General features: G+C 51.7%; 21 protein-coding genes and 1 other RNA gene. 9 read left to right on the top strand and 13 right to left on the bottom strand.

Translation table 11 applies throughout. The features are described from left to right. Nucleotide 1: 1 nt before the first annotated feature. From ACMXD4_RS19160 to ACMXD4_RS19145, 4 genes are read right to left on the bottom strand one after another with little or no spacing between them, the layout of a single operon-like run. Nucleotides 2–238 carry a DUF2442 domain-containing protein gene (locus ACMXD4_RS19160; RefSeq protein WP_415879096.1) on the bottom strand — a complete coding sequence of 79 codons (237 nt, stop codon included), beginning with the start codon at nt 236–238 and terminating at the stop codon, nt 2–4. A gap of 12 nt (nt 239–250) precedes the next feature. Continuing rightward, on the bottom strand, nt 251–520 hold the full coding sequence (locus ACMXD4_RS19155) for a DUF4160 domain-containing protein (RefSeq protein ID WP_415879095.1): 270 nt from the start codon (nt 518–520) through the stop codon (nt 251–253). A 19-nt stretch (nt 521–539) separates the two neighbouring features. Continuing rightward, nucleotides 540–1,850 (bottom strand): Xaa-Pro aminopeptidase, encoded by a 1,311-nt coding sequence (gene pepP / locus ACMXD4_RS19150; RefSeq protein WP_415879094.1) that lies wholly within the window; start codon nt 1,848–1,850, stop codon nt 540–542. Nucleotides 1,851–1,866: 16 nt separating this feature from the next. Then, nucleotides 1,867–2,394 carry a UPF0149 family protein gene (locus ACMXD4_RS19145; RefSeq protein ID WP_101054119.1) on the bottom strand — a complete coding sequence of 176 codons (528 nt, stop codon included), beginning with the start codon at nt 2,392–2,394 and terminating at the stop codon, nt 1,867–1,869. Nucleotides 2,395–2,497: 103 nt separating this feature from the next. Between ACMXD4_RS19145 and ACMXD4_RS19140 the strand changes: the two genes are divergently transcribed. From ACMXD4_RS19140 to ACMXD4_RS19110, 7 genes are all read left to right on the top strand, one after another. Continuing rightward, entirely contained in the window at nt 2,498–2,725 is a 228-nt protein-coding gene (locus tag ACMXD4_RS19140; protein ID WP_033159102.1) for a TIGR02449 family protein, read from the top strand. Beyond that, on the top strand, nt 2,722–3,021 hold the full coding sequence (locus ACMXD4_RS19135) for a cell division protein ZapA (RefSeq protein WP_101054117.1): 300 nt from the start codon (nt 2,722–2,724) through the stop codon (nt 3,019–3,021). Before ACMXD4_RS19140 ends, ACMXD4_RS19135 begins: the two co-directional genes overlap by 4 nt. A 23-nt stretch (nt 3,022–3,044) precedes the next feature. Then, nucleotides 3,045–3,224: non-coding RNA, 6S RNA (ssrS, locus tag ACMXD4_RS19130), on the top strand. Between the two features lie 226 nt (nt 3,225–3,450). Then, the gene (locus ACMXD4_RS19125; RefSeq protein WP_033159070.1) at nt 3,451–5,349 is read left to right on the top strand and encodes a GspE/PulE family protein; all 1,899 of its coding nucleotides are present in this window, start codon (nt 3,451–3,453) and stop codon (nt 5,347–5,349) included. Nucleotides 5,350–5,371: 22 nt separating this feature from the next. Continuing rightward, nucleotides 5,372–6,208, top strand: coding sequence for an HDOD domain-containing protein (locus ACMXD4_RS19120; protein ID WP_033159069.1), 837 nt, complete (start codon nt 5,372–5,374; stop codon nt 6,206–6,208). 162 nt (nt 6,209–6,370) lie between these two features. Then, a complete protein-coding gene (locus ACMXD4_RS19115; protein ID WP_415879093.1) occupies nt 6,371–7,900 on the top strand; it encodes a hypothetical protein in 1,530 nt (509 codons plus the stop codon). A 545-nt stretch (nt 7,901–8,445) separates the two neighbouring features. Next, entirely contained in the window at nt 8,446–9,387 is a 942-nt protein-coding gene (locus tag ACMXD4_RS19110) for a DUF1152 domain-containing protein (RefSeq protein WP_415879092.1), read from the top strand. Nucleotides 9,388–9,771: 384 nt separating this feature from the next. Here the strand turns inward: ACMXD4_RS19110 and ACMXD4_RS19105 are convergent, their stop codons facing one another. From ACMXD4_RS19105 to nifH, 9 genes are all read right to left on the bottom strand, one after another. After that, entirely contained in the window at nt 9,772–10,734 is a 963-nt protein-coding gene (locus ACMXD4_RS19105; protein WP_033159066.1) for a hypothetical protein, read from the bottom strand. Then, nucleotides 10,727–11,491, bottom strand: coding sequence for a 4Fe4S-binding leucine-rich repeat protein (locus tag ACMXD4_RS19100; protein WP_415879091.1), 765 nt, complete (start codon nt 11,489–11,491; stop codon nt 10,727–10,729). The genes ACMXD4_RS19105 and ACMXD4_RS19100 overlap by 8 nt, the downstream gene beginning before the upstream one ends. Before the next feature lie 9 nt (nt 11,492–11,500). After that, a complete protein-coding gene (locus ACMXD4_RS19095; RefSeq protein WP_026603355.1) occupies nt 11,501–11,767 on the bottom strand; it encodes a DUF6129 family protein in 267 nt (88 codons plus the stop codon). Between the two features lie 2 nt (nt 11,768–11,769). Continuing rightward, nucleotides 11,770–12,462: a nitrogen fixation protein NifX gene (gene nifX / locus ACMXD4_RS19090; protein WP_415879090.1), complete on the bottom strand. Its 693-nt coding sequence runs from the start codon at nt 12,460–12,462 to the stop codon at nt 11,770–11,772. A 4-nt stretch (nt 12,463–12,466) separates the two neighbouring features. Beyond that, nucleotides 12,467–12,667, bottom strand: a complete 201-nt coding sequence (locus ACMXD4_RS19085) for a 4Fe-4S binding protein (protein WP_020483289.1) — start codon at nt 12,665–12,667, stop codon at nt 12,467–12,469. Nucleotides 12,668–12,671: 4 nt separating this feature from the next. Then, the gene (nifT, locus tag ACMXD4_RS19080) at nt 12,672–12,893 is read right to left on the bottom strand and encodes a putative nitrogen fixation protein NifT (RefSeq protein WP_033159063.1); all 222 of its coding nucleotides are present in this window, start codon (nt 12,891–12,893) and stop codon (nt 12,672–12,674) included. 99 nt (nt 12,894–12,992) lie between these two features. Beyond that, nucleotides 12,993–14,564, bottom strand: a complete 1,572-nt coding sequence (gene nifK / locus ACMXD4_RS19075) for a nitrogenase molybdenum-iron protein subunit beta (RefSeq protein ID WP_415879089.1) — start codon at nt 14,562–14,564, stop codon at nt 12,993–12,995. A 149-nt stretch (nt 14,565–14,713) separates the two neighbouring features. Further along, nucleotides 14,714–16,195: a nitrogenase molybdenum-iron protein alpha chain gene (gene nifD / locus ACMXD4_RS19070; protein ID WP_171697597.1), complete on the bottom strand. Its 1,482-nt coding sequence runs from the start codon at nt 16,193–16,195 to the stop codon at nt 14,714–14,716. A gap of 103 nt (nt 16,196–16,298) precedes the next feature. Further along, a complete protein-coding gene (gene nifH / locus ACMXD4_RS19065) occupies nt 16,299–17,177 on the bottom strand; it encodes a nitrogenase iron protein (RefSeq protein WP_033159060.1) in 879 nt (292 codons plus the stop codon). Nucleotides 17,178–17,654: 477 nt separating this feature from the next. On the opposite strand from nifH, the gene ACMXD4_RS19060 reads away from it, so the two are divergent. Continuing rightward, nucleotides 17,655–18,980, top strand: coding sequence for an HD-GYP domain-containing protein (locus tag ACMXD4_RS19060; protein ID WP_171697598.1), 1,326 nt, complete (start codon nt 17,655–17,657; stop codon nt 18,978–18,980). A gap of 157 nt (nt 18,981–19,137) precedes the next feature. Continuing rightward, entirely contained in the window at nt 19,138–19,614 is a 477-nt protein-coding gene (locus ACMXD4_RS19055) for a type IV pilin protein (RefSeq protein ID WP_033159058.1), read from the top strand. Nucleotides 19,615–19,627 lie beyond the last annotated feature (13 nt).

Here is a 19,627-nt window from a genome sequence, read left to right as displayed (position 1 = left end):
TTTAGCCCAGTGCTACGGATCGATCATAAAGCGTTTCCGGCGCGACATCTAGCTCACCCGGCCAACACACGGTACCCAGTCCGACATAGGCTTGATCGAATAGTGAGCGGTCTTTAAGTTTAATGAAAACGCCTTTATTCAGATAAGGGGACATGTCGAACAAGCGGTGCTCGCCGTTATCGAACCAAAGTTCCAGTTTATAGTTGTCTTTAGGTTGCACTTGAATCACAGATTCCATAATGACCTTCCTTTAGCGTAAAGGATCGATAGGGAAGAGTTTTTCGCCATTGATCGCCAAGTTCCAATCGGCTAACAAAGATTCCCGATGAATTTCAATCCAGGCCTGCACCAGCCTGAATTTGGCAACCGGCAGGTCGTCGCTAAGTAATGCGCCGTCGGCTATGGAGAACGAGGCATTGTAGTCTTGATATTTGGCTTGGATATGCGGAAGTTTATGGCGCTCATCGTCGAAGAAATACATACAAATGACGATGCCATAAAACATGCTGATGGTTGGCATATCGAATTTCTCCGTCAAGCTAGCTCGATTGCATTAACGCTTCGATGGCTGCTATCGACTTTGGCACGCCGCCAGTCAGTATCTCATGACCGTCTTTCGTCACCAACACATCGTCTTCGATGCGAATGCCGATGCCGCGCCATTGTTTATCCACCGTTTCGCAGTCGGCCGGCACATACAGGCCCGGTTCCACGGTTAACACCATGCCCGGTTCCAGCAAGCGCCATTCGTCCTTGATCTTGTAATCGCCGACGTCGTGCACGTCCATGCCCAGCCAATGGCCGATGCGATGCATGTAAAACTGTTTGTATTTTTCGTCTTTGATCAGTTTTTTGGGTTTGCCTTTTAACAAGCCCAGTTCGATCAGGCCTTTGGTCAGGGTTTCCACCGAGGCGTCATGGGCTTTGTTCCAGGGATTGCCGGGTTTGATTTCGGCCAACGCCGCCGCTTGGGCATCCAGCACCAATTGGTATAACAACCTTTGCGGTTCGCTAAATTTGCCCGACACCGGAAAGGTGCGGGTGATGTCTGCGGCGTAATGGTCGCATTCCACGCCGGCGTCGATCAGCAGCAAATCGCCTTTGTTGAGCTTGTCCTTGTTTTCCACGTAATGCAGCGTGCAGGCGTTTTTGCCTCCGGCGACTATGGACGGATAAGCCACCGCGCGCAGGCCGTCCTGAATAAATTCGTGGATCAGCTCGGCTTCGATTTGGTATTCGTACAAACCGGGTTTGCAGGCTTGCATGGCGCGAATATGGGCTTTGGCGGATACTTCACCGGCGCGGCGCATCAGTTTTAGTTCTTCCGCGCTTTTGAACAAGCGCATTTCGTGGACAATATGTTCCAGCGACACCAGTTCGCCTGGTGCAGTGACGCCGGAACGGGATTGTTTGCGGATGTGGTTGATCCACTCCAGCAGTTTGTGGTCCAGGTCGCTGTCTTTGCCCATCGGGTAAAACACTTTGCTTTTGTTTTCCAGCATGCCGGGCAGGATGTCGTCCAGATCGTCAATCGGAAACGAATCGTCGGCTTCGTAATGTTTGGTGGCGCCTTCCAGGCCGGCGTGGGCGCCTTCCCATTGCGCTTTTTTCTCGTCGAATTCGCGGCAGAACAGAATATATTCGCCTTGCTCACGGCCGGGGATGAACACGGCCATCGATTCGGCTTCGTTAAAGCCGGTCAGGTAATAAAAGTCGCTATCCTGGCGGAACGGGTAGTGCACGTCGCGGTTGCGGGTACGCTGCGGGGCACTGGCAATGATGGCGATATTGCCCTTGCCGATTTGCTTCATCAGGCTGGCGCGGCGTTTTTTGAATTCGCTTTGTTTCATGGTCGATCTACTTAGATTAATGCGTTTGCGATGGGCCGAGTTCGGCAAATTGATCGCGCACGGTAAACACGGCGGCGCGCACATATTCGCGCAATTCGACCAAGGCATTTTCGTCGTCTTCATCGCCGACGTCTGTGTCGATTTTGGTGAGCTCTATCATGTCGCGCATCACTTCAGCGGTATCGCCCGGCCAGTCGGCGCCGGTTTGCGCATAACCCACGCCGAACAAAAAGCCCTGGCACCAACAGCGCAAGGCTTCAACTTGCTCGTCCAGCGGATCGTCGTCGTCCGGCATCAGCAAATCGAAGGCGAAATCGTCGTTTTGATTTTCCAGCAATACTCGGGTTCTTTCGAACACGCCATGCAGCAGCGCTTTGTCTTCGTCGATCAACTGTTGCTCGTCGTCAATGAGTTCCCGTAGCCAGTTTTCCGCATCGGCGCGGATTTCTACGCAGAGCATGCCGGTGGCGATACCGTGCGCCTCGGCAGCGCCGATGTCGGCGTCATGTTGCTCTAAAATTTCTTCAACCGAACGGTAGGTCATCTGGGCTGCGTTTCCTATATAAAGCTGTTTAATAACATGGCTTATGCTAACATTCTTAACCATCTACGATGATTATAACGTCATATCGGCCCATACTCTTGCTATGTCTCAAACAGAAAAAGATCCGTCAACCGAACTGGAAGCATTGGAAGCGAAACTGGATACGCTCATTGCCCAATTCAATCAAGTCAAAAGCGAGAATAAGTCCTTGAAAGTTAAACAGGATGCCTTGGTTAAGGAAAAAGCCAAGCTGCTGGAAAAAACCACGTTGGCCAAAACCCGGGTGGAAGCGATGATTGCCCGCTTGAAAGCCATGGAGCATGATTCGTGAGTAAAGCCGTCCAGCCCGTTTCGCTGAATATCCTGGATAAGGAATATAAAATCGCCTGTGCCGCCGATGAAAAAGAGGGGTTGATCAACTCTGCCCGGGAACTTGACAGGCAGATGCGCAAAATCCGTGACACCGGCAAAGTCAGCAGCACCGACCGCATCGCCGTGCTGGCTGCATTGAACTTGGCTCACGACTTGACGGCATCCAACAAGAACGAAGCCAACGGCAGTTTGGATATTGGTCAACGCTTAGCCGATTTGCGCAGCAAAATAGAAAACGTTTTGGAAAATTCGTAAATCATCCGGTAGACTATCAGTCCAATCTCCTGCGGCGTTCGAGCAGTACTGGGTGTTTCCTGAACCTGTTTTTACCCCGGAAACTTTTTGCCATTCATGGTGCGCATGCCTGTTTATTCAGGAAGCCTGATTGACTGGATTTGGTTTCCACTTGAACCTTCGGTTCAAGGACGAAAGTATCAGACGGCGCAGGCGGGAGATCTCTTGATTTTGCTTGTCTCGGTTTCTCGTCTTCGTTCGAAGACCCCCTCGTGGTTGTTGTTAGTCTGCTGGTAGGTGGCGCGCAGGGTGGCGTAAGGCCTGGCGACTGTAGTCGCGGCTTAAAATTCGTTTAGCTAGCGCTGTATAGACTATGATCCATCCTCCAACACCTGTTGATAGCATGCCCCCTTTCTTTTCGCTCCGCTGGACAACGACGATTACGCGGCAATGAACATAAGCAACAGCAACGCTGGTGATTCCGGCAAAAGCTTCACAGAAAACTTCTTGGGCCTATTGGTTGATCAGGGCCTGATCGACGCCGAAAAACTGAAATACGCTTTGCGGGTGCAAGGCAAACTGGAGTCGCCAAAGCCGATTTTATTGGTGCTTTGCGATCTGGGTTATGTCACCCACAACCAACTGGTCGAGTTGTTTCGTAACCACCCGGTCAAAGTCAAGTTAGGCCTGTTCCTGGTGGAGTTCGGGTACATCACCAACACCGACCTGGATTTGGCGCTGGCCGAGCAACGGCAAAAAGCAGGGCGCAAACGCCTGGGCGAAATTCTGGTGGAACGCAATCTGATATCAGAAATGAAAATGCTCGAGGTTTTGGCGGATCTGATGGGCATTTCGGTTATCGATTTAAGTACTGCCGTGATCGATCAGACACTGATGACCAAGCCGATGTTAAAGTCCGCCAACAAGCATTGTTTTTTGCCTATCGAAAAACAAATGGACGGCGTATTGGTGGCTTTCGGCGACCCGCTGGATCAAAACGCCATCGAGATGGCTCGGCACGTCTTGGGCGCCGAGATCATTCCGGCGGTGGGGCGGTATTCGCAGATCATGCGTTTTCTGCTCAATTACGAGCGTAATACCGGCGCCGAAAAAGTAGCCGTCGGCGAGCAGTCGGCCGTCGCGGTTGCCAACCGAATCTTTGAAGACGCGATACGCCAGGGAGCCAGCGATATACACATCGAACCGCTGGAGCATAAGGTCCGGGTGCGGCAACGGATCGACGGCGTAATGGTGCACTACCGGGACTTCCCGGTCGAAATTGCCCAGGCCTTGATTAGTAGGATTAAAGTGATGGCCGGCGCCGATATTGCCGAAAAGCGCCGGCATCAAGACGGTCGGGTCATGTTCGAACAGGCCAGCAGCAATCGCGTGATCGATATGCGCGCTTCGTTTTTCAGTACCATCAACGGCGAAAAAATCGTGTTGCGGCTATTGAACCGCAAGACAGAATTGCTGGACATACACGAAGTGGGCATGGCGCCCTTGATGCTGGAACGCTTTGTTCAAGATTCGCTGGACGTGCCGACCGGCGTTGTGATTATCACCGGACCGACCGGTTCGGGTAAAACCACGACGCTGTATAGCGCAGTGGATTACCTGAACGCTCCGGAAGTCAGCATCGTTACCGCCGAAGACCCGGTCGAATACGTGATTGACGGCGTCGCGCAATGTTCGATCAATCCGAAGATCAATCTGACTTACGAAGAAACCCTGCGCCACATCGTGCGCCAGGACCCGGACATCATCGTGCTCGGCGAAATTCGCGACAAGTTTTCCGCGGATACCGCGATCCAGGCGGCCCTGACCGGCCACAAAGTGTTGACCACATTTCACACCGAGGACAGCATCGGCGGCCTGCTGCGGCTGCTGAACATGGAAATCGAGGCCTTTTTGATTTCTTCGACCGTGGTTTCGGTAGTCGCCCAGCGCCTGTTGCGCCGAGTGTGCCGGCATTGTGCCGAACCGTTCAAGCCCGATCCGGCTTTGCTGCGCCGGCTGAATGTGACGCCGGATGACATTGCCGGCGCTCAATTTTTGTTGGGCAAGGGCTGCGAAAAGTGCCGTTTTACCGGATACTCCGGCCGGGTATGCGTGTTCGAGCTATTGTCGATGAACGAATTGGTCAAAGATGCGATATTGCAGCGCAAAACCTCCTACGAAATCCGGCGGGTGAGCTTGGAGACGGCGGGCTTGGTTACCCTGCTTGAGGATGGGTTGGTGAAAGCCGCCGCCGGTGCTACCTCGTTACAGGAAGTGATCCGCAATCTGCCGCGTTTTGGAAAACCCCGCCCTTTATACGAACTGCGCCGCTTGTTGGGCAGTCGATGAGCCAATAATACAACCCAATCTTATGAGTGAAAAATCGCTTTCCGAATTGATAGACGAGGCCATTACCTCGGGAGCCAGTGCCTTACCGGTATTTCCGCGGGCGGTAACCGAGCTGCGTTTGGCCTTGCAAGACGAAAATCGCTCGCTGGACGCGATTGCCAAACAATTGGCGATGGACGCCAGTTTAGCCAGCCAAATTTTGCGCGTTGCCAACTCGTCATTCTATGCCGGCTTGGGATCAATCAACACCGTCAAGGATGCTCTGGTCCGCTTGGGTTTGCCGCGCATCGTCCAGATTGCCACTTTGGTTACGCAGAAAGGCTTGTTTGCGGCAAAAGATGCCGCCACTCAGCAATACATGGTCAAACTTTGGCAGCATAGCGTTGCGGTGGCCTTGGGCGCCGAATGGCTGGCCAAGCGTTTGTCGTTCCAGACGATAGCGGAAGAAGCCTTCATGGCCGGCCTGTTTCACGACATTGGCGAGCTATTGCTGCTGCGCTGCTTGGAAGATCTGGCGGCCAAGGACCTAAATCTAAATTTACCTGCCGATTTGCAGCGAGAACTGATCATCCGCCAGCACGAGAGCAAAGGCGCATGGTTGCTGCAAGAATGGAATTTACCGGAAACCTATCGTACGGTTGCCGCCAATCATCATCAGCCAGCCACCGAACATACCGGCACAGTGGAACTGTTGGTGCGCGTAGCCGACATGGTCGCCTACAAACTGGGTATTGCGCCGCGGCCGCAGCCCGATCTGGTGATCTCCAGCAGCGAGGAAGCCGGTCGGCTCGGCCTGTCGGAGATTATGTTGGCCGAGCTGGAAATCGCGCTGGAAGATTCGCTGGCCTTGTCTGCCTGACACGCCAATCCCGTTCATACACCTGCGGTGCAGGGCAACCCTGTTGCTACAGATTCCAACCGGTTCGACCAATTGCCTTCGCTAAAACGCGAGGCTTTGCTTTAGAATGGCCGTCAGCCGGCATGGCCGCTTTCCCAAACTTTGCATAATCACGTTGGAACAATGACCATCGAATTTCTGATCAATTTTCTGATTCTGTTGCTCGGCACTCTGGCCGCCGGGTTTTTGGCTTACCGCTCGTTTCAAAAGCGCCGGATCCAGCTCGGAGCGGAACCGACCTTGCCGCAGTACTTTATCCGGCGCAGTACATACTGGAGCGGGATTGTCCTTTACTGCTCGTTGATGGCAGGATTGTTTTTATTGCTGACCTGGCAGTGGCTGCCGCTGGAGCCGTTGGTAACGCTGATCGTTAGTCATTTACGCGCCGGTGAGCTGGTGAATCTGCTCTACGGTCTGGATGGTAACAAACTGTTCCCGCTAATTGCTGCCGGCATCATGCTGTTTTTCGTCGGTTGGGAAAGCCCATTTAATCCGTTGTTGATTTTACGGGACAGCATTCACGACGCCTTTGCCATTCCGACCAAAGCCGTCGAAGTGTATAACGCGCTGATCAAATCCCGGCTGTCGGCGGCGGACGACAAGATAAAAGCCCAAATCGCTGATCGGCTGTTGGTGCAAAGCATCGACGCCGGCGATTTCGATAAATCCGGTGCCACGGTCGAATACAAATGGGCGCATAACAGCCTGCTGTTCGACCAAATCCAGCACTATGCCGATCAATCTTCGTATCGGCGCCTGTTTAGCGAACCCTCGCTGAAATGGGGCGAGATTTGCATTTCTTATAATGCAATGTCGGAAAAAGTGAATATTTGGAAGGAAGCCGAACCGCATTACACCAAGACCGTCAATTTGCTGAAGGATTTGGACCGACTGACCGGACTGCTGTGCCGATTGCTGGCGGCGGCGGTGGTATTCGGCAGCCCCAGCGAAAACGACATGTGGGAGACGGTCAGAAAACTCGGCGGCAATGTGCACGAAGCGCGCTTGAAGCACACTTATAAATACCTGCTGATATTCGCCGCGGCGACGGCGTTTGGCGTGATTTTGGGGCGGGAAGTGTCGGTGGCGTTGCACAACGTGTTTCTGTTTCCGGACAAACCGTTACCGCACTTTAGCTATACCACCCTGCGCTGGATAGCCTATTCAATCGCCATTTACGTGGTGCCCATTACGCTGGTTTTTGCTTTGCGGAGCATCGCATTCCGCCATCAACAGGAACCAGCAGAGCATAATTACGGCTTTTATATGGCGATCATGTTCGTCTGCTTTCTGGTCAGTACCACCATCTCGACCTTTATCCTGGAGTTAACCTTTTATCGCCGGGATGATTTTAATTTCCTGGATAGTTTCCTCGACCACGCCCGCTGGGGGATTATGCCGGCGCTGATTTGCGGTTTCGTCGCGTACCGGATGGACGCGCCGGCCAGCGAAGCTGAAGCCCTGAGCAAAACCATCCTTTCCGCAGTGTTGGGTTTTCTGGCCTGGGGCGGGATTGCGGTGATTTTCATGCTATATGCGACGGACGATTTGGCGATTGAGAAGCTGAATTTGCGTTTTACCTTGGTGGGGACGGCGTTTTTTGTTACCGGATTGCTGGGGGCGGCGGCTCGGTTTAAGACGGCTAGTGATTGAGGTTTGTTTATTGTGTCGCTAATGCGACGGCTTAATTTAATGTCGGGTCTCGGCCCGACAGCCGAGACACTTTCTTTTGCTCCGCCAAAAGAAAGTATCCAAAGAAAAGGCGGCCCGGATGCCGCTTAGCTCACTCGGCACATCCCTGTGCCTTGCCCTTCGGGTGCGGTGCATGCAAATCGGCTATCCTGCCGATTTGTCCTGCGCGCCGAAGCTTTTATCGAGGGTCGGCAGAAGGGGCTTCCCAGCCCCTCTGCCGACGTGCGGCATGCCCGAAAAAGCGGGGCAGGCTCTCCCTGCCGCACCCCTTCGGGCAATTCTCGATAAAAGCTCCGGTGCTCGGCGCGGCATACGGGAGAAACCCCGCGCCGAACTCGACAGTTTATTTTGTATGAAGTTTTGTAGGGCGCATTAGCGACAGCGTAATGCGCCGAATGATTTAAAGCCAACATACGGCGCAATACGGCTACGCCTATTGACGCCCTACCCATTGCAACTTACGGCCTTAATCGGACGGTCCTACATCACTAAACCAAAGGTTTTACGTGAACATTCCATTTTTCGATGCGTTGGTAAATGGACAACGCTTTTTAATTGCTGGGGTTGGAGGCGGATTCGATATTGTCAGTGGTGTCCCCATTTACCTATATTTGCGTCGCCTTGGTAAGCAAGTCACGATGGCTAATCTCTCTTTTACAGAGCTTGGCTTAACAAACTGCGAAGAAATTTGCCCTGGCGCTTTTCTTGTCAATAAACAATCTGCCGACTTGCCGTATTTTCCAGAGAGGTACATTTTGGAGTGGTTGTCGTCTCGGGGAGAAGAGTCGGCAATGTATGCGTTCTCAAATGAAATTGGCGTCTTACCGTTGAGAAGTGCTTACGCCGAAATAGTCGAGCGTCATCAAATCGATACGCTGGTATTGGTTGATGGTGGCACCGATAGTCTGATTTTTGGGGATGAGCCGGGGATAGGCACGGTTGTTGAAGATGCATGTTCTATGATTGCTGCCAGCGGCGTAGCCGTAAAACAAAGCTTAATGGCGATGGTAGGTTTTGGAATAGATCATTTCCACGATGTTAATCACCACGCCTGTCTTGAAAATATTGCGACACTAATCAAGGACGATGGCTATTTGGGAGCTTTTTCTTTAACCAAGGATATGTATGAGGGCAGAGGATTCTTGGAATTGGTTGATTACCTCAATCAAAATATGCGCGTTAGGCACTCTATTGTTACAAATTCGGTTGCTAGCGCGATAAAAGGTGAATTTGGGGATCATCAAGTGACATCTCGAACCAGCGGTAGCGAATTATTTATAAATCCGCTGATGAGTTTGTATTGGACCTTTTCCTTGTCTGCTGTCGTTCGGCGAATGGGGTTTGCTGAAAAAATTGAGAACACTACCGAAATGGACGAAGTTGCTAAGTTGATCCGTTCTTTCCGGATTGGAAGTAGGCTAAGGGATCGCAAACGTATTCCTTTGTAAAAACTCGTGGCTCCCGAGTAGAGCATAAATTGATATTCTGATCCCGAGAGGGCTTTACTCCCGTATGCCGCGCCGAGCACCGGAGCTTTTGGACGGAATAGCCCGAAGGGGTGCGGCAGGGATGCCGCACGTTGCCGAAGGGGCAGGAAGCCCCTTTCGGCTATCCCGTTCAAAAGCGAGGAGCGCAGGACAAATCGGCAGGATAGCCGATTTGCATGCACCGCACCCGAAGGGCGAGGCACAGGGATGTGCCGAGTGAGCTAAGCGGCATCCGGGTGGCTTTTTCTTTGGATACTTTCTTTTGGCCACACAAAAGAAAGTATCTCAGCTGTCGGTCCGAGAACCGACATTAAATTAAGCCGTCGCGTTAGCGACACAAAAAAATCAAACGTTATAAGGCGTAGAAATCCAATCCCTAAGCACCGCCTCATCCCGCTCCGGCAAATAAGCAAAATCTCCGGAAATATCCTTGTAGACTGCGTCGGCGCTGTGAGTAGACACCAGCTTGCCTTTGACCATATAAAAAAACCAGGCAAACGGATAACCGGCTTGCCGGTCAAAGCGATTCAATACATTACTTAACGCACTGCCTTTCTTGCCGGCAAAGTCTTCCAGATGCGGCAGGTTGTTTTTGTGGGTGTTGACGATTTCCACGTTGACGATTTGTTCGCCGAAGCGGCCGGTGTGCCGGTAGGGGCGGATGATCCAGTCTTCGGACATGCTGTGCTTCTGGCCGGCGCTGCTGCGGTTCCAGTCTTCCATGAAGCGTTGTACCGGATGTTCGCCGGGGTGTCGCTCGTTGATGACTTCCATGAACAGCTTGACATCGGTCTTGCGCCGGTAGGTATATCTGGAATGCCCAAAGCCGAAACTTTCGATGCAGAAGGGTTGCAGCGGGTCGATGAATTCTTCCAGGTCGTCGGGTGGATTGTTTTCGTCGACCAGCATTCGATCAGAGACCTCATGGGTTTTATCGATTTCGATCAGCGTGAAGTCTTCGGCTTTAGTACCGGTCTGCACCACAAAATACAGGGTTTTGCCGGTCTGTTTGGTGGCGATCAGTTTTTGTTCCAGCGTGTAATCGATCAGGGTTTGCAGGTTTTGTCCGCATTCCAGATAGGTGCGTTCTACCCATTCGATCAGATCGTTGGCGATGCGTTTGCCGTCCATATCCACCACGCCGCCCAGCCGGTACCATTCATCACCGGTCAGAGCCAGGCGGATGGGGTGGTCGGGAATCAGCGCCTGTAGTTTGCTGAGCAGCAAATCGTCGGTTTGGCCGGGGATGATTTTTTTACAGCAATCGGTAATGTCTTGTCCGGCAAGATTGAGTCTTGATTCAGTCATGATCGGCTTCAGGTGTGGAGTTTGAATGTAAGCGTTGCCTTACCAGTTCGCGGACATCCGGTTCCGGATCTTCGGCGAGAGCGGCGAGTTGCGCGGGATCGACCTTTAGTGCCGCTGTGTAGCGCACGACCCAATCTTCGTCGTTTAACAGCATGGCTGCGTCTTCCGGCGCCATGCGTTCTGCGACGATGCGCCGAACATCCGGCGAACGGTCGTTAGCCATCAGCCCCAGGCTGACTTCCGGCAGCCGTTCGGCAACGCGCTTGCGTACTTGTAAGTCTTCGTCTTTGATGAAACGAAACAAGCGGCCCGGCGGTAGGCGTTTGGCGACCATCAAGCGCACGATATAGTCGGGGTCGTCGGCCAACAACTCCAGGTGTTCCGGATCGATACGGTCCGCGACCGTCATGCGTACTTCGCGGTCCGGGTCGTCGATCAAGGCTTGTAGCTGCTGGGCCGGCAGGCGAAACGCGACGGCGCGGCGCACCACTTCGTCTTCGTCGGTGATCAGCGCCGACAAGGCTTTTAGCGGTGCGTAGCGCACGGCGATGGCCCGGCGTTCCCAGAACGGGTCTTGCAAATAAAGCGTGGCGTAGGCCGGATTGACCCGAAAGAAACGGTCGATTTGTCGGCCGCTATTGATGAACACGCAAGTATCGCCGGGCATGCACCGGCCCATCAGCAGGGTTTTCCCCCGGAACGGGCAGAGACTGCAATCGGCGACGGGCAGAGTAACAGGGCTGTCTTGTTCCGCCATATTATCGTCTTATTCGGGAATAACTTCGGCGATCACAATGCCCGAGGCATTTTCGTAATTATCGGTAATGCGTAAGCAATGTTCGCGGCCATCGACCAAGTACAGATTGAATCCCGCACCTTCCAATAACGGTTCATTGTTGGGCAGGTCGTCGTCCATGCAATAGGTGAAATGCACGCCCGGATACTCGCCGCGCAGTCCACTGACGACGGTTTCATTCAAGGCTTGGCCGTTAATTTTCTCGGCTATGGTTTGCAGTTGCTCTGGACTAATCATCGCTAGGATTCCTGTTCGAAACAAACGCGCTGCACGGGCTGGATGCCCATCGATTTAGCCAGCCACGGTGGCGGGGCATGCGCTAAAACGATTTGCAGTTGTTTGATTATTTGAGTGATGGCTTCGCCCTGGTCGGCTTTAACCGGATGAATGCCGTATTTGATAAGTTTTGCCGCCGCCGGGCCGCCGATAGAAGCAATATACAACACTCGGCAATCGGCGATCAGTTCTGCGCGATACACATTCTTATCGTCATGCTGCCGTTGCGCGTCGCTATCGATGCTGCGCACATCGACGAGCCGGGCGTCGTCCGCGGCAATCTGATAAATCAAAAACTGCCGGCACGAGCCAAAATGCCCGCTGATTAATTGCGGATCGTCGCTGCCGATGGCAATTCGGATCGAGCTGGCGGATGCAATTGTCTGGCAGGGATCGGCTATCGGCGCGGGCTCCTCGCTGTTTTGCAGAATGCGCAACGATTCACGGATACTGTCGGCGTCGGCGACAATGCCGAAATTGTTCAAGGCTTGTTGGAACTGGGCTTTGCCGAGTTCGGCCAGGTTTTTGTCGTTTAATGCTGTGCCTATACAGGCACGCAGCACGGAGATAAACAGTTTGGGAGGGGTATCGGGCAGGGCGCGAGCCGCCAGCCCGATGCGCAGTGCCAGTTCCCGGGTTAAGGTAGACTGGCTCATGGCGTCAAGCCACTAAAGGCAGAATGCAGTTGTCGATTGGGCAAACCTTGACGCATTGCGGTTCGTCGTAATCGCCATTGCATTCCGTGCAGGTTTTTTTGTTGATTTCAAAAACAATTGCCCCTTCCTTGATGGAATCGGTAGGGCAGACCGGCAGGCAATCGCCGCAGGAAATGCATTCTTCGGCAACAATATACAGAGACATGGCTTTATTCCTCCGATAACCGTTTAGCTTGCAAAGTTGTAGGGATTTTAGGCGGAGGTGACAGCGGATCAAAGTAATATTTGGATCCGTCACCCAGAGTGACTTCACCGCCCCATTTATCGGCGCTGTCGAATTCCAAGGATTCGATGGTTTCTTCAAGATCTTTTTTGGCGATGTAGAACAGCAATTTGCCGTCTTCGCGTTTCCTGAGCATGACGCTAGGCATTGGGATTCTCCAGACAAGTGTAGGTCGGGTTACGCCTGTGCTGTAACCCGACACGATATGATTGACTGGTGGGCGCCTGAATCGGTGCCCACCCTACGATTAACGAATCAAGTCGTAGTTGTAGTCAGTGGTTCCCATACCTTTGGTTTCTTTGTCCAACTGCTCCAACAAGGCGTTAACGATGGTGGTCAACAGATACATACCGCCTTCGTAGCCCAATGTGGTCATACGGTGCAAGTGGTGACGATCGAAGATGGGGAAGCCGATACGGATCAACGGTACTTCGAACTCTTCGCCTTTGTAGAAGGTGTCACGTTGGATAAATTTGCCGTAGGAGTTGCCGATCATGAAGTCCGGTTTGTTGGTGAACATCAATGAACGGAAGTGCCACAAATCTTTGCCGATATGTACCGTCGCTTCCTGGCCGTAAGGCGAGGCTTTCAACACTTCTTCAACCGCTTTTTTGTAACGTTTGTTGGCGTGGTTAACCAACACATCGGTCACTTCAGCACCCATTTCCAGCAGGAATTTGGTCATACCCAGAGCAAAGTCGGCGTCGCCGTACAAGGCAAATTTTTTGCCGTGCAGCCAAGCGTGGGAGTCGGTCATCATGTCAACGAAACGGCCACGTTCCACTTCCAAGGATTTTGGAATTGGTTTGCCGGTCAGTTCGGAAATTTTCATCAAGAACTGGTCGGTCCATTCCAAGCCCATTGGAATGTTCAGTTTAGGCGCGTCGTGTTTCCAAGTGGTTTCGACAAATTTTTTGGTTTTCTCCAATTGCCAAGGTTGCAGCAACACGGTAGTGATCGCGTTAGGTGCATCTTTGACTTCGTCGATGGTAGTGCCACCGGCATACATGTTGAAATGACCGTCGGCTGGTGTGTCCAGTACTTCGGTTGGATCGCTCAACAGCGTGTGGTCAACACCCATTTCGTTCAACATCCGGTGAATCACGCGGAAGTTGCCCAAATAGGTTTCAAAGCCAGGTACCAAGTTGATTTTGCCGTTTGAGCCAACTTCTTTGCCTTCCATGTAGTTCAGCGTGAAGTAGCGGGCAATGCCTTCGAACATATTGTCCCAACCTGTGGTGTGGCTACCGACGAAGCTAGGTGTATGCGCAAATGGCACAGGGTAGTCTTGATCAACGTGGCCTTCTTTTTTAGCGTTGTTGATAAACGCATTCAAGTCGTCGCCGATAACTTCCGCCATACAGGTGGTTGATACCGCGATCATGGTGGGTTTGTACAGGGCTTTCGCGTTTTCCAAACCAGCAAACATGTTTTTCTGACCGCCGAATACCGCCGCGTCTTCAGTCATCGAGTCAGATACGCAAGAGATTGGCTCTTTGAAATGACGGTTGAAGTAAGTACGGAAATAAGCCACGCAGCCTTGTGACCCGTGTACATAAGGCATGGTTTTTTCAAAACCCAGTGCGCACAGTACCGCGCCCAAAGGTTGGCAAGCTTTAGCAGGGTTAACCGTGATCGCTTCACGTTGGAAGTTCAGTTCTTGATATTCCTTGGTAGTCGTCCATTGGAACACTTCATCAATTGTGTCCTGTGGATGACGTTCTTCGTATTGCGCACGTTTGTTAGCCAGGTTTTCTTTGTATTCGTCAGTTCTGAATAAAGGATAGCTGGGTTGAATGTTGTCGACGTTTTGGCTCATGATAATCTCCTAACGCGCCACTAATCTGTGGTCCGGCGTTGATTGGATTTTGCCGGGACTGGAATCCCGACCGATATTTAGTACCTGGTCGGGCGGGCGAAATGCCCACCTTCCCAGGAATTAAAGTGAGCGAATGCCCACCCTACGGATTACGCAACCGCTTTGACTGGCTCGCTCTCGGTAGCCTCGGTTTTCCAAGGTGCTTTGAAGCTTTTCCAGCAAGGATTGTTGATGGTCATGTCCATATCGCGGGCGAAGATGGCAAAACCGTCATAGCCGTGGTAAGGACCTGAGTAATCCCAGGAGTGCATTTGGCGGAAAGGCACACCCATTTTTTGGAAAATGTATTTTTCCTTGATGCCGGAGCCGACCAGATCAGGTTGGACTTTTTTCACGAACTCTTCGAATTCGTAGCCGGTGACGTCGTCATACAACAAGGTCGCGTTGCCCATTTCTTTAATGGTGCGGTCGTAGTCGTCGTTATGACCGAACTCGTAACCGGTACCCACCACTTCCATGCCCAAATCTTCGTAGGCACCGATCACGTGGCGAGGACGCAGACCGCCGATGTACAACATCACCCGTTTGCCTTCCAGGCGTGGTTTGTATTTAGCGATGACGGCGTCGTATTCGGCTTTGTAGCGTTCGATGACGCGCTCAGCACCTTCTTTGATAGTGTCATCGAAGTGAGCGGCGATTCTGCGCAAAGACTCGGCGATTTTAGTCGGGCCAAAGAAGTTGTACTCGATCCAAGGGATGTTGTACTTTTCTTCCATGTGGCGCGCGATGTAGTTCATCGAACGGTAGCAGTGAATCAAGTTCAGTTTTACTTTTGGGGTTTTTTCGATCTCGGCAATGGTACCGTCGCCAGACCATTGAGCGACTACGCGCAGCCCCATTTCTTCCAACAGAGTCCGAGATGCCCAAGCGTCACCACCGATGTTGTAGTCGCCGATCACGGCTACGTCGTAAGGTGTGGTGGGGAAGCTGTCGTCGCCATCGCGATTTTCCAAGACCCAGTCGCGGATCGCGTCGTTAGCGATGTGGTGACCCAGGGATTGGGATACGCCGCGGAAACCCTCGCAACGTACTGGGACGATGGTTTTGCCGTATTCTTTGTTTTTAACTTTAGAAACCGCTTCGATGTCGTCACCGATCAAACCGATTGGGCACTCGGATTGAATGGAGATACCTTTGTTGAGCGGGAATAAAGTTTCGATTTCGTCGATACATTTGGCCAGTTTTTTATCGCCGCCGAATACGATGTCTTTCTCGGTAAAATCCGAAGTAAAGTTCATGGTACCGAAGGTGTTGACGCCTGTAGTACCTACATAGTAGTTACGGCGACCGGCACGGGAATATTGACCACAGCCAACCGGGCCGTGTGAAATATGGATCATGTCCTTAATAGGACCCCAAACCACCCCTTTGGAACCCGCGTAGGCGCAACCACGAATGGTCATCACGCCGGGCAGGGATTTACGGTTGGAAGTGATACATTTGTTTGATTTTTCCAAGCTTTGATCGTTGATGGCCAAATGTTTGGCGCGATCAGCTTTAGCTTTTTCGGGATAGACTTCCAGCACTTCTTGAATAAGCGCTTCGGTCTCTTCTCTTGTCATGGCTGCCATGATGAAATCCTCCTGGTAGTCCTGGGTAATCCCCCACAGACTTGTTAGGAACTATGCGAAAGCAGGTTGGACAGGCTAACAGCCGGCCCAACCTACATACTGATTAAGCTTCGGCTGCTGCGGTTACACCGACAACGCTTTCGTCAACTTCTTCCATAACGCCGAATTCCATCAACAAGTCTTCCAACTCGTCCATAGTGATTGGAGTTGGGATCACCAAGTTGGTGTTGTTGATGATTTTTTGCGCCAAGTCGCGATACTCTTGTGCTTGTTTCGCGGTTGGTTCGTACTCGATTACTGTCATACGACGGATTTCGGCACGTTGGACAACGTTGTCACGTGGTACGAAGTGAATCATGTGTGTGCCCATTCTGGCAGCCAATTGCATGATCAGTTCATCTTCGCGAGCGGTGTTACGGCTGTTGCAGATCAAACCGGCCAAACGCACGCCGCCTGAGTTAGCGTATTTCACGATACCTTTAGCGATGTTGTTGGCAGCATACATAGCCATCATCTCGCCTGAGCATACGATGTAAATTTCTTGGGCTTTGTTTTCACGAATTGGCATCGCGAAACCACCGCAAACAACGTCACCCAATACATCGTAGAATACGAAGTCGAGGTCGTCGGTATAAGCACCTTCTTCTTCCAAGAAGTTGATCGCGGTGATAACACCACGGCCGGCGCAACCTACACCTGGCTCTGGACCGCCTGATTCAACGCATTTAACGTCGCGGTAACCCACTTTCAATACGTCTTCCAGTTCCAAATCTTCTACGCTACCGGCATCAGCTGCCATTTGCATGATAGAGTTTTGCGCTTTCGCATGCAGGATCAAACGAGTAGAATCGGCTTTAGGGTCGCAACCGACGATCATTACTTTTTTGCCAAGCTCTGCCAAGCCAGCAACCAGGTTTTGCGTGGTGGTAGATTTACCGATACCACCTTTACCGTAAATAGCACATTGACGTAATTTCGCCATGATCTTCTCCTCTTGAGTAGGTGTTGTTAATAACAACCTGATAAGTGCAATGGCCGTGCCAAAGTTTTGATGTGTTTTAAGTCATTGAAAATAAAGTATTAAAAATAATATTTCTAGCTTTTTCGATGGTCGGATTAGCAACATTCTTTGTAAGGCCTGTTATCTAACCAACATAAATCGCGGGGTTTTTATTTGAAGCGGGGGCTAGGTGCGTATTCGCCGCGGATTTTGGCCCCGGTCCTTTAGCGATCACGCTGTGTCTTGATTTGGCTTGCCGATAACGGGAGTTTGCCGCTTTGCCCGGACGACTTCGGTGAATAATCGCCTACACACTCTATAATTGATGCCAATCTTGGGTCGCGGGCATAAGCAGGCGTATATCCGGTTTTATCACGGGACCTGTATGTGGGGTTTGCAGCCACATTTTTTAGTTACTCATGCGGTGTTTCTCGAATTTAATAATGATATTGTCTTTGTATGTTCTTTAAGAATTGGTGGCCTTTCCGCCGCAAGCTGAAAAGTCAGGCGAAGAAGGATGATTCCTTCGATGTCAATCAGCGCATCTACACGCCGGTTAGCCAGTTGACCGTCGGCATGTATGTCATCGAATTGGATCGGCCTTGGCTGGAGAGCCCGTTCTTATTTCAAGGATTTGAACTTGAAACCGAAGCGGATATCCGCGCGGTAAAAGATGTCTGCCAGTACGTCTACATCGACGCCACCCGGAAAAGAAAGCGCCCGGTCCAGGCTAAAACCACGCAGGACAGTTTGCTAAGCGAAAGCAATATCGATTTTGGCGCGCCGCCACCGCCAAAATTAAGCGTTTTTGAGAAAGAATTCGCGCGCGCCGAACACGTTCATAAAGAAGTGGGTCAGTTGGTATCCAACTTTATGGAGCGCATCGCCAATGGTGAAGGGATAGACACTCAAGCCGCCAAAGAAGCGGTCGCGCAATGCGTGAACAGTATTTTGCATTCGCCGGATGCTTTTTTGTGGCTGAACCAGCTAAAGAACAAAGACAAATATACCGCACAACATAGCTTGAACGTTTGCGCCTTAGCCATTGTGTTGGGCCGCTACCTGAATTTTTCCGTAGCCAACCTCAACAATGTCGGCTTGTGCGGGATGATGCACGACATGGGCAAAATGTTGGTGCCTTTGGATATTCTGAATAAGCCCGGCAAGTTGGAACCTGAGGAGCTGGCGATTATGCGCTCGCATGCCGCTCTGGGCTACGAACTGCTCAAGTCCAGCGATCAAATGTATCCAGGGGCGATAGACACGGCCTATTCTCACCACGAAACATTGGACGGCAAAGGTTATCCCCGGCGTATCGGCGAAAGAGGGATTTCGCTCTTCACCAGAATCGTCACCATCGTGGATATGTACGATGCCATCACCAGCGACCGGGTGTATCAGAAAGGCCGGACGCATCTGGAAGCGACCAATATCCTGGCCAATATGGCCGGCTCTCAGCTGGATGAGCGTTTGGTGATCAAATTTATAGAATGTCTGGGGGTTTATCCACCCGGCAGCATTGTCATGATGACCAACGGTTACATCGCCATTGTGGTGGAGGTGAATGAATTGCAGAAGCTGCGGCCGAAAGTCATCCTGTTGCTCGATGCCAAGAAACAGCGGATTCAGGAAAGAATCGTCAATCTAGCGGATATGCTGTTGGATGAACACGGCAAGGTGTTGACTATCAAAGGCATTGTCAAAGCCCAGGATTACAACATAGACATCAAAAAATATTATCAACAAGGCGTTTTGCAAAAGGGCTTTGCGAACGAAAAACGCTAGGCTACCCCGGCGAAACCGGACGTTTAGAGCAACTCTGCTAGAATAAGCAGTCTGGCGACGGTCACGAAAGGGTTTGTGCGTGGGATTATCGTCCGTATGCTTTTGCTCAGCTTTGCCAAGCCAGGGCTGCAAATTTCTCGAGGCGTTTTGGAATCAAATGTACAGAAAAAACAGGGGAGGGCAAGGATTTACGCTGATGGAGATGCTGTTGGCGGTCGCTATCATGGCGGTGTTGACGGCCATAGCGATACCTGCCTACAACGGTTATATCGATAAAAGTAAGAACGATCTGGCTATTAGCTATCTGCTAGCCATACAGACAGAAATCGAACGGTATTACACCCGCGAATTTCACTACCCGAATGCACTTAGCGACATTACCTCTGCTCTGCCCAACAACGGCAAGGACCCCTGGGGTAGAGACTATGTCTATCTCAATATCATAGAGGGGGGGCCAGGGACCATGGGCTCAGTCCGAAAAGATCATGCGCTTAACCCCATCAACACCAAATACGATTTGTATAGCTTGGGTAAGAATGGCGTCACCAAGAAACAGATCAGCCAGAAGGACAGTCTGGACGATATTATCCTGGCCCGAGATGGCGGTTTCGTCGGTTTGGCGGCGGATTTCTGAGAGAACCCCTTAG

It is taken from the genome of Methylomonas sp. TEB (assembly GCF_047777895.1).
Lineage (GTDB): Bacteria > Pseudomonadota > Gammaproteobacteria > Methylococcales > Methylomonadaceae > Methylomonas.
This window is presented reverse-complemented; position numbering and strand designations above follow the sequence as displayed.